General features: G+C 71.2%; 16 protein-coding genes and 4 tRNA genes. 6 read left to right on the forward strand and 14 right to left on the reverse strand.

Annotation, left to right across the window (positions count from 1 at the left end; all coding sequences use genetic code 11):
- Window positions 1–98: 98 nt before the first annotated feature.
- The gene (gene thiD / locus ACIRFH_RS20210; protein WP_403522403.1) at window positions 99–902 is read right to left on the reverse strand and encodes a bifunctional hydroxymethylpyrimidine kinase/phosphomethylpyrimidine kinase; all 804 of its coding nucleotides are present in this window, start codon (window positions 900–902) and stop codon (window positions 99–101) included.
- Window positions 899–1,867 carry a thiamine-phosphate kinase gene (locus ACIRFH_RS20215; RefSeq protein ID WP_161166296.1) on the reverse strand — a complete coding sequence of 323 codons (969 nt, stop codon included), beginning with the start codon at window positions 1,865–1,867 and terminating at the stop codon, window positions 899–901. Before ACIRFH_RS20215 ends, thiD begins: the two co-directional genes overlap by 4 nt.
- A 223-nt stretch (window positions 1,868–2,090) precedes the next feature.
- Here ACIRFH_RS20215 and ACIRFH_RS20220 point away from each other — a divergent pair, with 223 nt between their 5' ends.
- Both ACIRFH_RS20220 and ACIRFH_RS20225 read left to right on the forward strand, forming a co-directional pair.
- Window positions 2,091–2,324 (forward strand): Lrp/AsnC family transcriptional regulator, encoded by a 234-nt coding sequence (locus tag ACIRFH_RS20220; protein ID WP_077798922.1) that lies wholly within the window; start codon window positions 2,091–2,093, stop codon window positions 2,322–2,324.
- Window positions 2,325–2,344: 20 nt separating this feature from the next.
- Window positions 2,345–2,827, forward strand: a complete 483-nt coding sequence (locus ACIRFH_RS20225; RefSeq protein WP_403522406.1) for a DUF3515 domain-containing protein — start codon at window positions 2,345–2,347, stop codon at window positions 2,825–2,827.
- 21 nt (window positions 2,828–2,848) lie between these two features.
- On the opposite strand, the gene ACIRFH_RS20230 is transcribed toward ACIRFH_RS20225, so the two are convergent.
- The 3 genes from ACIRFH_RS20230 to ACIRFH_RS20240 all read right to left on the reverse strand — a co-directional run bounded on the left by ACIRFH_RS20230 (window position 2,849) and on the right by ACIRFH_RS20240 (window position 5,912).
- Window positions 2,849–4,006, reverse strand: a complete 1,158-nt coding sequence (locus tag ACIRFH_RS20230) for a D-alanine--D-alanine ligase family protein (protein ID WP_403522407.1) — start codon at window positions 4,004–4,006, stop codon at window positions 2,849–2,851.
- Between the two features lie 92 nt (window positions 4,007–4,098).
- Window positions 4,099–5,109, reverse strand: a complete 1,011-nt coding sequence (locus ACIRFH_RS20235; protein ID WP_403522409.1) for an NAD(P)H-dependent glycerol-3-phosphate dehydrogenase — start codon at window positions 5,107–5,109, stop codon at window positions 4,099–4,101.
- Window positions 5,106–5,912, reverse strand: coding sequence for a lysophospholipid acyltransferase family protein (locus tag ACIRFH_RS20240; RefSeq protein WP_403522411.1), 807 nt, complete (start codon window positions 5,910–5,912; stop codon window positions 5,106–5,108). The genes ACIRFH_RS20235 and ACIRFH_RS20240 overlap by 4 nt, the downstream gene beginning before the upstream one ends.
- A gap of 143 nt (window positions 5,913–6,055) precedes the next feature.
- On the opposite strand from ACIRFH_RS20240, the gene cofC reads away from it, so the two are divergent.
- Window positions 6,056–6,694 carry a 2-phospho-L-lactate guanylyltransferase gene (cofC, locus tag ACIRFH_RS20245; RefSeq protein ID WP_403522413.1) on the forward strand — a complete coding sequence of 213 codons (639 nt, stop codon included), beginning with the start codon at window positions 6,056–6,058 and terminating at the stop codon, window positions 6,692–6,694.
- Window positions 6,695–6,703: 9 nt separating this feature from the next.
- A complete protein-coding gene (locus ACIRFH_RS20250) occupies window positions 6,704–6,907 on the forward strand; it encodes a hypothetical protein (protein ID WP_403522415.1) in 204 nt (67 codons plus the stop codon).
- Between the two features lie 121 nt (window positions 6,908–7,028).
- Here ACIRFH_RS20250 and ACIRFH_RS20255 read toward each other — a convergent pair whose 3' ends face one another.
- The 4 genes from ACIRFH_RS20255 to leuC all read right to left on the reverse strand — a co-directional run bounded on the left by ACIRFH_RS20255 (window position 7,029) and on the right by leuC (window position 10,346).
- A complete protein-coding gene (locus ACIRFH_RS20255; RefSeq protein WP_403522417.1) occupies window positions 7,029–7,679 on the reverse strand; it encodes an HU family DNA-binding protein in 651 nt (216 codons plus the stop codon).
- Between the two features lie 136 nt (window positions 7,680–7,815).
- On the reverse strand, window positions 7,816–8,046 hold the full coding sequence (locus tag ACIRFH_RS20260) for a hypothetical protein (RefSeq protein ID WP_403522419.1): 231 nt from the start codon (window positions 8,044–8,046) through the stop codon (window positions 7,816–7,818).
- A gap of 273 nt (window positions 8,047–8,319) precedes the next feature.
- Window positions 8,320–8,913, reverse strand: a complete 594-nt coding sequence (leuD, locus tag ACIRFH_RS20265) for a 3-isopropylmalate dehydratase small subunit (RefSeq protein ID WP_403522421.1) — start codon at window positions 8,911–8,913, stop codon at window positions 8,320–8,322.
- A gap of 5 nt (window positions 8,914–8,918) precedes the next feature.
- Entirely contained in the window at window positions 8,919–10,346 is a 1,428-nt protein-coding gene (gene leuC, locus ACIRFH_RS20270; RefSeq protein WP_403522423.1) for a 3-isopropylmalate dehydratase large subunit, read from the reverse strand.
- A 197-nt stretch (window positions 10,347–10,543) separates the two neighbouring features.
- Here leuC and ndgR point away from each other — a divergent pair, with 197 nt between their 5' ends.
- Entirely contained in the window at window positions 10,544–11,260 is a 717-nt protein-coding gene (gene ndgR, locus ACIRFH_RS20275) for an IclR family transcriptional regulator NdgR (protein WP_010984119.1), read from the forward strand.
- A 67-nt stretch (window positions 11,261–11,327) separates the two neighbouring features.
- Here ndgR and ACIRFH_RS20280 read toward each other — a convergent pair whose 3' ends face one another.
- Window positions 11,328–11,867, reverse strand: coding sequence for a DUF4188 domain-containing protein (locus ACIRFH_RS20280; protein ID WP_403522425.1), 540 nt, complete (start codon window positions 11,865–11,867; stop codon window positions 11,328–11,330).
- 81 nt (window positions 11,868–11,948) lie between these two features.
- Here ACIRFH_RS20280 and ACIRFH_RS20285 point away from each other — a divergent pair, with 81 nt between their 5' ends.
- Entirely contained in the window at window positions 11,949–12,596 is a 648-nt protein-coding gene (locus tag ACIRFH_RS20285; RefSeq protein ID WP_403522427.1) for a MerR family transcriptional regulator, read from the forward strand.
- Between the two features lie 46 nt (window positions 12,597–12,642).
- Here ACIRFH_RS20285 and ACIRFH_RS20290 read toward each other — a convergent pair.
- The 4 genes from ACIRFH_RS20290 to ACIRFH_RS20305 all read right to left on the reverse strand — a co-directional run bounded on the left by ACIRFH_RS20290 (window position 12,643) and on the right by ACIRFH_RS20305 (window position 13,060).
- Window positions 12,643–12,715 (reverse strand) — tRNA-Glu (locus tag ACIRFH_RS20290).
- Between the two features lie 44 nt (window positions 12,716–12,759).
- Window positions 12,760–12,831, reverse strand: a tRNA-Gln gene (locus ACIRFH_RS20295).
- Between the two features lie 21 nt (window positions 12,832–12,852).
- Window positions 12,853–12,925: transfer RNA gene (locus tag ACIRFH_RS20300), tRNA-Glu, on the reverse strand.
- A gap of 62 nt (window positions 12,926–12,987) precedes the next feature.
- A tRNA-Glu gene (locus tag ACIRFH_RS20305) sits at window positions 12,988–13,060 on the reverse strand.
- Window positions 13,061–13,089: the final 29 nt, after the last annotated feature.

Below are 13,089 nucleotides of genomic sequence, written 5' to 3' on the forward strand. Positions count from 1 at the left end.
CACTTCGGTGGGTCGGCTTTTTGCCGTGCCCGGACTCCCCGGCACTTGCGTACCGGGTTCCCGGACCGCACCGCCGTCGGCCTCTTCGCTCGTCGGCCTCACGCCGGGGGCGTGAGCCGCCCGAGCTCCCAGCCGTGGTCCACGGGGCCGATGCCGCCGCCGAGCGCGAATCCGGCCGCGATCGCGCCGGTGACGTACTCCTTGGCGGCCGTCACCGCCTGGGGCACGGACTGTCCCTTGGCCAGGCCGCAGGCGACGGCCGACGCGAGGGTGCAGCCCGTGCCGTGCGTGTGCCGGTTGTCGAGGCGCGGGGCGCGCAGCCAGTGCTCCTCGGAGCCGTCCGTGAGCAGGTCCACGGCGTCGCCGGACAGGTGTCCTCCCTTGATCAGCGCCCACCGCGGGCCGAACTCCAGCACGGCGGCAGCGGCCCGGCGCAGGTCGGCGTCGGACTCGACGCGGACGCCGGTGAGTTGCGCGACCTCGTCGAGGTTGGGCGTGGCGACGGTGGCCACCGGCAGCAGCTTGGTGCGTACGGAGTCCAGGGCGGAGGCGGCGAGCAGCGCGTCACCGTGCTTGGAGACGCCGACCGGGTCGACGACGGCCGGGGCGTCGGTGCCGGCGATCAATTCGGCGACCGTCTCGACGAGTTCGGCGGAGGAGAGCATCCCGGTCTTGACCGCCTGCACGCCGATGTCGTCCACGACGCTGCGGTACTGGGCCCGGACCGCCGCCACGGGCAGTTCCCAGGCGCCCTGCACGCCGAGGGAGTTCTGCGCGGTGACGGCGGTGAGCACGCTCATGCCGTGCGTGCCGAGAGCGAGCATCGTCTTCAGGTCGGCCTGGACGCCGGCGCCGCCGCCGGAGTCGGATCCGGCCACGGTGAGGACCCGGGGCGGCGTCACGCCTCGACCTCCCCGCCGAAGTGGTCCCAACCGCCCTTGCTGGTCCAGGGCGCCCCGTCGACGGTCACCTGGGGCAGCGCCGAGGGGTTGAGGACCTCGCCGATGACCTTCCAGCGGGCGGGCAGCTTCACGTCCGGCGGGAAGGTCGCCACGATCGCGTGGTCCTCTCCCCCGGTGAGCACCCACTGCATCGGGTCCACGCCGACGGCCTGACCGATGTCGTTCATCTGGGACGGGATGTCGATCTGCCCGGAGCGGATGTCGATCCTGACCTTGCTGGCCTCGGCGATGTGGCCCAGGTCGGCGATCAGTCCGTCGCTCACGTCGCACATCGCGGTGGCGCCGAGCCCCGCGGCGGCCGGGCCCGCGTGGTACGGCGGTTCGGGGCGCCGGTGGGCCTCGACGAAGGCGCGCGGCGAGCGGAAGCCGCGGGAGAGCACGGCGAAACCGGCCGCGGACCAGCCGAGCCAGCCGGTCACCGCGACGAGGTCGCCGGGCTGGGCGCCGCCCCGGGTGACGGGTTCCTGGTTGCGCAGGTCGCCGAGGGCGGTGATGGACACGGTGATGGTGTCGCCGCGCACCACGTCGCCGCCGACCACGGAGGCGCCCGCGACCTGGCACTCGTCGCGCAGTCCGTCCATCAGCTCGGTCGGCCAGGTCACCGGGAGTTCGGCGGGTACGACCAGGCCGAGCAGCAGCGCGGTGGGCACGGCGCCCATCGCGGCGATGTCGGCGAGGTTCTGCGCCGCCGCCTTGCGGCCCACGTCGTACGCGGTGGACCAGTCGCGCCGGAAGTGCCGCCCCTCGACGAGGATGTCGGTGCTGGCCACGACCCGGCGGTCGGGCGCGGCGACCACCGCGGCGTCGTCGCCGGGGCCGACCCGGACCGCCGGGGTGGAGGTGAGACGGGAGGTGAGCTCCCTGATGAGCCCGAACTCCCCGAGCTCACCAACAGTGCCCTTCATTGCCTTGCTCCCCTTCTGCCGTCCGTGCCCGGTCGCGCGTCATCCCGGTCCTGGTTACGGTCGTCGTGACCGTCGTCACGGTCGGCGCGGTCGTCAACTCGTGTCATCACACCACCCCGGCGCGCGGGCCCGGCGTCCCGCGGGTCTCCCCGCGGAGAGCGACGACGCGATACCGTGGCGTTCCTTTTCCCCACATGATCCTCGTGGCCGCCCTGGAGGTTTCGTGGTACAGGCGTACATCCTGATCCAGACGGAGGTCGGCAAGGCGTCGGCCGTCGCCGAGACGATCAGCAAGATCCCTGGAGTGATCCAGGCCGAGGACGTGACGGGACCTTACGACGTCATTGTCCGCGCCCAGTCCGACACCGTCGACGAGCTGGGCCGCATGGTGGTCGCCAAGGTCCAGCAAGTGGACGGCATCACCCGCACCCTGACCTGCCCGGTCGTCCATCTCTAGCCCCCGTCTACGCTGGGCCGGTGAACTCCTACCGTCACCGGCGCCTCCGCCTGCCCGCTCTCGCGTTGCTGATCGCCGCCGCAGGCTGCTCCTCGGCAGACGACAGCGTGCCGGCGGCGGTTCCCAGCCCGGACGCGAAGGTCACCGAGCTGTGCCAGAACCTGGACAAGGCGCTGCCGTCGACGGTGGACGGCCTGAACCGTGAGGATCCCGAGCCCGCCTCCGCGTTGACGGCGGGCTGGGGAAACCCGCTGATCATACTGCGCTGCGGGGTGGAACGACCCGCGGAGATGAGCGACCCGGAGGCCGACGGGGTCGAGGTCGACGGGGTGGGGTGGCAGCTGCAGAAACAGAAGGACGGGGCCTTCCGGTTCACCACGACGCTGCGTGAGGCGTACGTCGAGGTGACGATCCCGAAGGACCGCGCCGGGAACGGGATGGCGCCGTTGGTCGACCTCGCCCCGGCCGTGAAGAAGGCGATCCCCGAGGGGATCGCCTCCTGAGACGGCCGGGCGCGTCGCGGGTCAGCGCAGGCCCGTGGACCGCCGCAGCGCCGCCTGGACCAGTCGGTCCACCAGCTCCGCGTAGTCGACGCCGGTGGCCTCCCACATCTTCGGGTACATCGAGATCGGCGTGAAGCCGGGCATCGTGTTGATCTCGTTGATCACGAACTCGCCGTCCTCGGTGAGGAAGAAGTCCGCGCGCACCAGCCCCTCGCAGGAGGCCGCGTCGAACGCCCCGACGGCGAGGCGCTGGACCTCGGCGGTCTCCTCGGGCGTCAGCGGGGCGGGCACGACGCCGGGCGTGGAGTCGATGTACTTGGCCTCGAAGTCGTAGTACGCGTGCGCCGAGGGCGGCGGGATCTCGGCGGGGACGGAGGCCCGGGGGCCGTCCTCGAACTCCAGCACCCCGCACTCGATCTCCCGGCCGCGCAGGGTCGCCTCGACCAGGATCTTCGGGTCGTGACGGCGGGCCTCCTCGATCGCCTCGTCGAGTCCGGCGAGGTCGTCGACCTTGGTGATGCCGATGGAGGAGCCCGCGCGGGCGGGCTTCACGAACAGCGGCCAGCCGTGCTCGCCGGCGAAGTCCACGATCTTCCTGCGGGCGCCGGAACGGTCCCGCTCCCACTCGCGCGGCCGGATCACCGTGTACGGGCCGACCTTCAGCCCGTAGGAGGCGAACACCGCCTTCATGTACTCCTTGTCCTGGCCGACGGCCGAGGCGAGGACGCCCGAGCCGACGTACGGCACGCCGGACAGCTCCAGCAGGCCCTGCAGGGTGCCGTCCTCGCCGTAGGGGCCGTGCAGCACGGGGAAGACGACGTCCACCTCGCCCAGTGCCTTGGGCACGGAGCCGGGTTCGCTGTAGACGACTTCGCGGTTGGCGGGGTCGACGGGGAGCACCACGGCGCCCTCGGCCGACTCGGCGAGCTGGTCGACGCTCGGGGTGCGCCGCTCGGTGATCGCCATGCGCTCCGGCTCGTCGGCGGTGAGCGCCCAGCGCCCGTCCTGGGTGATGCCGATCGGCAGGACGTCGTACTTCGTCCGGTCGATGGCCGCGAGGACGGCGCCGGCGGTCACCACGGAGATCCCGTGTTCGGAGCTGCGCCCGCCGAACACGACGGCCACACGCGGTTTGCGAGGCGGCTGCTCGGGGCTCTGGGGGAGGTTCTCGGTGCTCATATCGCGTCGAGAGTACCCGCCCGTAGGGTCGCGAGACAGCGTCGGCGGGGCCGCGTGGCGCATGTGGCGCCCGGGCCCCGGCCCCGCGTCGCTCAGCGTCGTTCGGGCTTCGCGCTGCGCGACATCAGCTCCTCGACCGCGACCACCGGGGACTTGCCCTCGTGCACGATGGCGACGACCGTCTCGGTGATCGGCATGTCGACGCCGTGCCGGCGGGCCAGATCCAGTACCGACTCGCAGGACTTGACGCCCTCGGCGGTCTGCCTGGTGACCGCGACGGTCTCCTCCAGGGTCATGCCCCTGCCGAGGTTGGTGCCGAAGGTGTGGTTGCGGGACAGCGGCGAGGAGCAGGTCGCCACCAGGTCGCCGAGACCGGCGAGTCCGGAGAAGGTCAGCGGGTCGGCGCCGAGGGCGACACCGAGCCGTGTGGTCTCGGCGAGGCCGCGGGTGATGAGCGACCCCTTGGCGTTGTCGCCGAGGCCCATGCCGTCCGCGATGCCGACGGCCAGCCCGATCACGTTCTTCACGGCGCCGCCGAGCTCGCAGCCGATGACGTCGGTGTTGGTGTACGGGCGGAAGTAGGAGGTGTGGCAGGCGGTCTGGAGCCGCCGGGCGACGGCCTCGTCCGGGCAGGCGACCACGGCGGCGGCCGGCCTGCGGGCGGCGATCTCCCGGGCCAGGTTGGGGCCGGTGACCACGGCGATGCGCTCGGCGCCGACCTTGGCGACGTCCTCGATGACCTCGCTCATCCGCATCGCGGAGCCGAGTTCGACGCCCTTCATCAGCGACACCAGGACGGTGCCGGGCGCCAGCAGCGGCGTCCAGTCGGCCAGGTTGGCCCGCAGGGTCTGCGAGGGGATCGCGAGGACGGTGAAGTCGGCGTCGCGCGCGGCCTCGGCGGCGTCGGTGGTGGCCCGCAGGTTCTCGGGGAGTTCGATGCCGGGCAGGTAGTCCGGGTTGGTCCGGGTGGAGTTGACGGCGTCGGCGAGCTGGGCACGGCGCCCCCACAGGGTCACGTCGCATCCGGCGTCGGCGAGGACCGCGCCGAAGGCGGTGCCCCACGATCCGGTGCCGAAGACGGCCGCCTTGACGGGCTTGCTCACGTGCCCTGCCCTTCTGTCTGCTTCCCCTGCGGCGTCTGCTGCGTCTGCTGCGTCTGTACCGCCCGCGCCTGCGCCTGCGTCCGGCGACGCTGCTCGATCCGTTCGCGGCGCGGGTCGTAGGGGGTCTCGGGCGCCTTCTCGCCGCGGATCTCCTCCAGCTGGCGGGTGACGGCGGCCATGATGACCTCCGTGGCCTCCTTCAGCAGGTCCGCGGTCATCTCCTTGCCGTAGAAGCGCGACAGGTCGACCGGGGGCCCCGCCAGGACGTGGTGGGTCTTGCGCGGCAGCAGCCTGGGCTTCTTGGCGTACGGGGGCAGCACTTCGTTGCAGCCCCACTGGGCGACCGGGATCACCGGGCACCTGGTCTGCAGGGCGACGCGCGCGGCACCGGTCTTGGCGGTCATCGGCCAGCCGTCGGGGTCGCGGGTGAGGGTGCCCTCGGGGTAGAAGGCGACGCACTCGCCGCGCTCCACGGCGTCGATCGCGGCCCGGAAGGCGCTGAGCGCGTCCGTGCTCTCGCGGTAGACGGGGATCTGCCCGGTGCCACGCATCGCGGCGCCGACGAATCCCTTCTTGAAAAGCCCGCTCTTCGCGAGGAATCGCGGCACACGACCGGTGTTGTACTGGTAGTGCGCGTACGCGAAGGGGTCGATGTGTGAATTGTGGTTCACGGCGGTGATAAATCCACCGTCGGCCGGCATGTTCTCCATTCCCCGCCAGTCCCGCTTGATCAGAACCACCAGCGGCGGTTTGCAGATCACCGCGGCGAAGCGGTACCAGAAGCCGATTCTGCGGCGGGGCACGCGGACACCTTTCCTCCAGGGCCTGGGGCCGGACAAGTGTCGCCCCGGGCCGCCCGTCTGTCGAGAACACCGTACGCCCCGGCGAGTGAACCGCCAGATCCCCCAGGTGACAATGGCGACGACGAGAGAAGGACGGAACGCTCGTGCAGTGGACCTTGGTCGTGCCCGTGAAGACCCTCGCCCGGGCCAAGAGCAGACTGGCCGACACCGCGGACGACGGGGTGCGGCCGGGCCTCGCGCTGGCGTTCGCGCAGGACACCGTGGCGGCCGCGCTGGCCTGCCCGGCGGTGGCGGATGTGGCAGTCGTCACGGACGACGCCCGGGCGGGCCGCGAGCTGGCGGCCCTGGGCGCCCGGGTCGTCCCGGACGAGCCGGGCGGCGGCCTGAACGCCGCCCTGGCGCACGGGGCGGCGGCCGTACGGGCGGCCCGACCCGAAAGTCCGGTGGCCGCCCTGAACGCCGATCTCCCCGCTTTGCGACCGAGGGAATTGGCACGGGTGCTGGGGGCCGCCGCGGAATTCCGGCGGTCCTTTCTCCCGGACGCGGCGGGAATCGGCACGACCCTGCTGGCCGCCGCGCCGGACCGTGAATTGGTCCCCGCATTCGGACCGGACTCCCGGGCCCGCCACCACGCGTCGGGCGCGGTGGAGCTGCGTCTCGGCGCGGTGGATTCCGTACGGCAGGACGTCGACACCGGCGGCGACCTGCGGACCGCGCTGGCGCTGGGGGTGGGTCCTCATACGGCCGCGGTGGCGGCGCGGTTGCTGATCCCCGGGCAGTAGGCTGCGGACATGCAGGCGACCGCATACACGTACGACCCCGACAGCCGCAGCGGGCAGGTACTGCTCGACGACGGCACTCCGGTGCCCTTCGACGCCGCGGCGTTCGACGCGGGGGGTCTCAGGCTGCTGCGGCCCGGGCAGCGGGTGCGCGTCGAGACCGAGGGAACGGGTGCGGAGCGCCGGATCACGCTGGTGACACTCCAGACCTTCTGATCCGCACGTTCCGATCCGCACCTTCTGGTCCACCGGTGCCGCAGGACCCCGGACACGCCGCGGGCCGGACTCCCGAGGGAGTCCGGCCCGGCGCGTGAGTGCCCCTTGGCTCTGTCGCCCGTTACTTCTTGCGGGCGGTGGCCTTCTTGGCGGTGGTCTTGCGGGCGGTCGACTTCTTGGCGGGGGCCTTCGTGGCCGTCGCCTTCTTCGCGGGCGCCTTCTTGGCCGCCGTCTTCTTCGCCGCGGCCGTGGTGGTCTTGGCGGCGGACTTCTTGGCCGGGGCCTTCTTCGCCGTCGCCGCGCCGGCGGTCTTCTTGGCGGTCGTCTTCTTCGCCGCCGCGGTGGTCTTCTTCGCCGCGCCCGTGGTCTTCTTCGCCGCTCCGGTCGTCTTCTTGGCGGCTGCCTTCTTGCCCGCGGCCTTGGCGATGGTGGGCGACGGACCGGACAGGCTGCCCTTGGGGGCCTTCTTGACCGCGATGTCGTTCTTCGGGAGCTTCTTCGAGCCGCTCACCAGGTCCTTGAAGCCCTGGCCCGCGCGGAAGCGCGGCACCGAGGTCTTCTTGACCCGAACCCGCTCGCCCGTCTGGGGGTTGCGGGCGTAACGGGCCGGACGGTCGACCTTCTCGAAGGAACCGAAGCCGGTGACCGAAACCCGGTCCCCAGCGACCACCGCACGGACGAGGGCGTCCAGGACCGCGTCGACAGCGTCGGCAGCCTGCTGCCTGCCGCCCAGCTTGTCGGCAATCGCTTCTACGAGCTGCGCCTTGTTCACGTCTTCCCCTTCGGAGACATCGCCAGAACGAATGTGTTCAAGCCTTTTCGCACGTTAGGCAGATATATACCGCAAATCAAACACGAAACGGGCTAATCACCCTTGTGCCGCAACGGACTCGGTGATCCCGGCCTGTTCAGCGTTCCTCTTCGGGGAATCGACCCTCGTCGAGGTCCGCGGTGAACCGGTCCAGACGCCTTGCCGCACCGGCGAGATCGTGTTTGGCCGCGGCCGTAATGACCAGCAGCTTCCGGGTCAGCGCCATCCGTACGCCCTCCGGGACTTGCAGTGCGCGCACTCTTGTGTGCGCTTCCTTGAGCCGGACCGCGACCGCCGTATAGAGCTCGAGTTGGCCGTCGTGTTCCATGCACAGATTGTGCCATCTGGGGCGAGTTGTCGCCTGCGCAGGGGGTAACTGCCGCCCCGAACGGCCTTCCGGGCACCTGCGGAGCCTGAGGTTCCACAACACGTGTACCCCATCAATCACAGCCGTAACGTGGGAAGTTGAGCGCCCGGCCGAGGGCTCCGGACTCTGGCCGGGCCCGGACACGGCCGTACCCCCGATCGGGCCGATCGGGGGTACGGAGGGGGTGTCGGGTGGCCGAAACTCGACCTTGCTCGCAGCCGGATCGGCCGCGGGTCAGACCTGGAGCGTCTGCGGCTTGAACGACGGGCGCTTCGCCTCGTAGGCGGCGATGTCGGCCTCGTTCTGGAGGGTGATCGAGATGTCGTCCAGGCCGTTCAGCAGCCGCCAGCGGGAGTTCTCGTCCAGCTCGAAGGAGGCGGTGATGCCCTCGGCACGCACCTCACGGGACTCGAGGTCGACGGTGATCTCGGCCTCGGGGTCCTTCTCCGTGAGCTCCCACAGCGCGTCCACGATCTTCTGGTCGATGACCACCGTGAGCAGGCCGTTCTTCAGCGAGTTGCCGCGGAAGATGTCGGCGAAGCGGGAGGAGATCACGGTCTTGAAGCCGTAGTTCTGCAGCGCCCAGACCGCGTGCTCGCGCGAGGAGCCGGTGCCGAAGTCGGGGCCGGCGACCAGCACGGTCGCGCCCTGGCGCTCGGGCCGGTTGAGGATGAACTCCGGGTCCTTGCGCCAGGCCTCGAACAGCCCGTCCTCGAATCCGTCCCGCGTCACCTTCTTGAGCCAGTGGGCGGGGATGATCTGGTCGGTGTCGACGTTGCTGCGGCGCAGCGGGACGGCCCGGCCGGTGTGGGTGGTGAATGCTTCCATGACTCTCAGACTCCAGCGGGCGTGGGGGCGTCGGCGGACAGGTCGGCCGGGGAGGCCAGGTGGCCCAGTACGGCCGTCGCGGCCGCGACCTGCGGCGACACCAGGTGGGTGCGGCCGCCCTTGCCCTGGCGCCCCTCGAAGTTGCGGTTGGAGGTGGACGCGGAGCGTTCGCCGGGGGCGAGCTGGTCCGGGTTCATGCCCAGGCACATCGAGCAGCCCGCGTGCCGCCATTCGGCGCCGGCCTCCTTGAAGACCACGTCGAGGCCCTCGGAGACGGCCTGCAGTCCGACCCGCGCGGAACCGGGGACGACCAGCATCCGTACGCCGTCGGCGACTTTGCGGTCCTTGACGATCTCGGCGGCGGCGCGCAGGTCCTCGATGCGGCCGTTGGTGCAGGAACCTACGAAGACGGTGTCCACCTTGATGGAGCGCAGCGGCTGCCCGGCCTCCAATCCCATGTACTCCAGGGCCTTTTCGGCGGCGAGGCGCTCCGAGGCGTCCTCGTACGAAGCCGGGTCGGGGACGACGGCGGACAGCGGCGCGCCCTGGCCCGGGTTGGTGCCCCAGGTGACGAACGGCGACAGCTCGGCGGCCTCGATGACGACCTCGGCGTCGAACTCGGCGTCGTCGTCGGTGCGCAGCGTCTTCCAGTACGCGACTGCCGCGTCCCAGTCCGCGCCCTCGGGGGCGTGCGGGCGGCCCTGGAGGTAGGCGAAGGTGGTCTCGTCGGGGGCGATCATGCCCGCGCGGGCGCCGGCCTCGATCGACATGTTGCAGATGGTCATCCGGGCCTCCATCGAGAGCCTCTCGATGGCCTCGCCCCGGTACTCCAGGATGTACCCCTGGCCGCCGCCGGTGCCGATCTTCGCGATGATCGCGAGGATCAGGTCCTTGGCGGTGACGCCGTCGGGCAGCTCGCCGTTGACGGTGATCGCCATGGTCTTCGGGCGGACCATGGGCAGCGTCTGGGTGGCGAGCACGTGCTCGACCTGGGAGGTGCCGATGCCGAACGCCAGCGCGCCGAAGGCGCCGTGCGTGGAGGTGTGCGAGTCGCCGCAGACCACGGTGGTGCCGGGCTGGGTCAGACCGAGCTGCGGGCCGACGACGTGCACGACGCCCTGCTCGACGTCGCCCAGCGGGTGCAGCCGGACGCCGAAGTCCGCGCAGTTCTTGCGCAGCGTCTCCAGCTGGGCCCGGGAGACCGGGTCCGCGATGGGCTTGTCGATGTCGAGCGTCGGGGTGTTGTGGTCCTCGGTGGCGATGGTCAGGTCGAGCCTGCGCACCGGGCGGCCGCTCTTGCGGAGGCCGTCGAAGGCCTGCGGGCTGGTCACCTCGTGCAGCAGGTGCAGATCGATGAAGAGGAGGTCGGGCTCGCCCTCGGCGCGCCGGACGACGTGGTCGTCCCAGACCTTCTCCGCGAGTGTCCTACCCATCGCTTTCCCTCCGGTCGGCGACAACGCGCCGACCCAAACTAGAGATCTTGAGGAGGCAGCGCCCTCACCCCTGTTTCCGGGCGACCGCCGCCAGGCCCTTTCGTCACGGGCCGTTTGTGACTTCGTGCCATCCAGAGTGGCGGGTTCCACGGAAAATTGAACTTGCGTTTCACAGAGTGAGACGGGAGTATCGTTGCATGGACAACAGTAGCGGCGTCGGCGTTCTGGACAAGGCGGCCCTCGTCCTGAGCGCTCTGGAGTCCGGTCCGGCCACCCTCGCGGGGTTGGTCGCGGCGACCGGGCTGGCACGACCCACGGCCCACCGCCTGGCCGTGGCGCTGGAACACCACCGTATGGTGGCGCGCGACATGCAGGGCCGTTTCATTCTCGGCCCCCGCCTGGCCGAACTGGCCGCGGCGGCCGGCGAGGACCGTCTGCTCGCCACGGCGGGCCCGGTGCTCACCCACCTGCGTGACGTCACGGGCGAGAGCGCGCAGCTCTACCGCCGCCAGGGCGACATGCGCATCTGCGTGGCCGCGGCCGAGCGGCTGTCGGGCCTGCGGGACACCGTCCCGGTCGGCTCCACGCTCACCATGAAGGCCGGCTCCTCGGCGCAGATCCTCATGGCCTGGGAGGAGCCCGAGCGCCTTCACCGCGGCCTGCAGGGCGCCCGTTTCACGGCGACCGCCCTGTCCGGCGTGCGCCGCCGGGGCTGGGCCCAGTCGATCGGCGAGCGGGAGCCCGGCGTCGCGTCCGTCTCCGCCCCGGTGCGCGGCCCCTCCAACCGCGTGGTGGCCGCCGTCTCGGTCTCCGGCCCCATCGAGCGCCTGACCCGCCACCCGGGCCGGATGCACGCCCAGGCGGTCATCGACGCCGCCGGCCGCCTCTCCGAGGCCCTGCGCCGCACCGGCTGACCCCACCTCGCCGGTACGTGACCGGGAACGGGCCCGCCCCAACGCCGCGGCAGGCCCTCCCCCGGCCTCACGCCTCCCGCGAGGCGCCCTTCCCCGGGTCCGCCTTCTCCCGCGACCGGTACGCGAACCGGTCCCGCGCGCGCCTGCCCCGCTCCTCGAGCGGCACCTGCCCGTGGGCGGCCGCGAGACCGAAGGCCGGCATGTCGGCGTAGACCGACTCGTACGACCCCTCGGGCACGACGTACGCCTCGTGCCACAGTCCGACGTGCTGCCGCACCCTCCCCGCCCGCTCCTTGCGGTTGATGACCGCCCAGGCCCGGTGGTGGAACATGTCGGGCGAGTGGGCGTACCGGTAGAGCTTGTCCTTGGACTCCCAGTACTGCACGACGTAGTACGTGCGCGGTGAGGCCGTGAGCAGGACGTGGCCGAGGAGTCCCCGGCCGGGGTCCTTCGCCAGTTCGCGGAGCATGCGCGGCATGGCGAGGAAGACGGGCAGCCAGTGGCGCACGGCCCAGAAGTGGTTGATCCGCATGCCGATCAGCAGGACGGTCACCTCGCCCTCGGCGGCGGCGGTGGTGCGGCCCGCGGTGACGGACGGTCCGGGCATGGCGCCTCCCCGTGTCGGCGAGCGGCACTGTCCAGTGCCGCATGTTTGGATAGTGCCGGTACCCGAGGAAGGGCGCAAGGGATGCGACTGGCCGATCTGAGCAAGCGCAGCGGGGTCTCCACCGCGACGATCAAGTACTACCTCCGCGAGGGCCTGTTGCCGCCGGGCCGGCAGGTCAACGCGACCACGGCCGAGTACGACGAGGGGCATCTGCGCAGGCTGCGCCTGGTGCGGGCGCTGATCCAGGTGGGCAAGGTGCCGGTGGCGACCGCGCGGGAGGTGCTCGGGCACGTCGACGACGACTCCCTGGGCCGCACGATCCGGCTGGGGGCGGCCCTGTGGGCGCTTCCGCAGGACGCCGAGCCGGACGAGGAGGACCCGGCCGTGATCGCGGCGCGGGCCGAGGTGGACCGGCTGCTGGAGATGCTGGGCTGGGAGACCGCCCGGGAGCTGGCTCCCCTCTCCCCCGTGCACCGTTCACTGGTGGTGGCGGTGGCGGCGCTGCGGCGGCTGGACTACCCCTGGGACGCGGAACGGATGGCGCCCTACGGGGAGTTGATGCACGAGGTGGCCCGGCGGGACCTGGACTTCGTGGAGAGCCAGGCCGTGGAGGAGAAGGAGAAGGTCGAGTTGGCGGTCGCGGCGGCGGTGCTCTTCCAGCCGGTGCTGCGGGCGCTGCACCGGCTGGCGCAGGAGGAGGAGTCGGTGCGGCGGTACGGCATCCAGTGAACGCCGAAGGGGGCTCCCGCTTGAGCGGGAGCCCCCTTGGGACTCGTACCCCCGACCGGATTCGAACCGGCGCTACCGCCTTGAGAGGGCGGCGTGCTAGGCCGCTACACAACGGGGGCGTGGATCCTGCAAGCGTTGAATAGTACATCGCCGCAGGTCCGAGCTGGTCTACCTGGACTCGAACCAAGACTAACTGAACCAGAATCAGTCGTGCTGCCAATTACACCATAGACCAATGATGGTTTAGACCAGTCAGTACCCCCGACCGGATTCGAACCGGCGCTACCGCCTTGAGAGGGCGGCGTGCTAGGCCGCTACACAACGGGGGCCCTAGCGATCCTGCATCGAGGTCAGCGGGAGCTACCCTGACTGTCCTCGCGGGAAGGATCTGTACCCCCGACCGGATTCGAACCGGCGCTACTGCCTTGAGAGGGCAGCGTGCTAGGCCGCTACACAACGGGGGCTTTGCGGATGATCTCCGCGGTGCAGATGA

Origin of the sequence: Streptomyces sp. NPDC093586 (genome assembly GCF_044764905.1) — a bacterium.
Lineage (GTDB): Bacteria > Actinomycetota > Actinomycetes > Streptomycetales > Streptomycetaceae > Streptomyces.

Excerpts from the sequence above, each read along its gene's own strand:
- ACIRFH_RS20250 (WP_403522415.1), top strand. The coding sequence starts at position 6,704 with ATGCAGGCGACCGCATACACGTACGACCCCGACAGCCGCAGCGGGCAG.
- leuD (WP_403522421.1), bottom strand. The coding sequence starts at position 8,913 with ATGGAAGCATTCACCACCCACACCGGCCGGGCCGTCCCGCTGCGCCGC.
- ACIRFH_RS20280 (WP_403522425.1), bottom strand. The coding sequence starts at position 11,867 with ATGCCCGGACCGTCCGTCACCGCGGGCCGCACCACCGCCGCCGCCGAG.
- leuC (WP_403522423.1), bottom strand. The coding sequence starts at position 10,346 with ATGGGTAGGACACTCGCGGAGAAGGTCTGGGACGACCACGTCGTCCGG.
- ACIRFH_RS20285 (WP_403522427.1), top strand. The coding sequence starts at position 11,949 with ATGCGACTGGCCGATCTGAGCAAGCGCAGCGGGGTCTCCACCGCGACG.
- ACIRFH_RS20260 (WP_403522419.1), bottom strand. The coding sequence starts at position 8,046 with ATGGAACACGACGGCCAACTCGAGCTCTATACGGCGGTCGCGGTCCGG.
- ndgR (WP_010984119.1), top strand. The coding sequence starts at position 10,544 with ATGGACAACAGTAGCGGCGTCGGCGTTCTGGACAAGGCGGCCCTCGTC.
- ACIRFH_RS20215 (WP_161166296.1), bottom strand. The coding sequence starts at position 1,867 with ATGAAGGGCACTGTTGGTGAGCTCGGGGAGTTCGGGCTCATCAGGGAG.
- ACIRFH_RS20230 (WP_403522407.1), bottom strand. The coding sequence starts at position 4,006 with ATGAGCACCGAGAACCTCCCCCAGAGCCCCGAGCAGCCGCCTCGCAAA.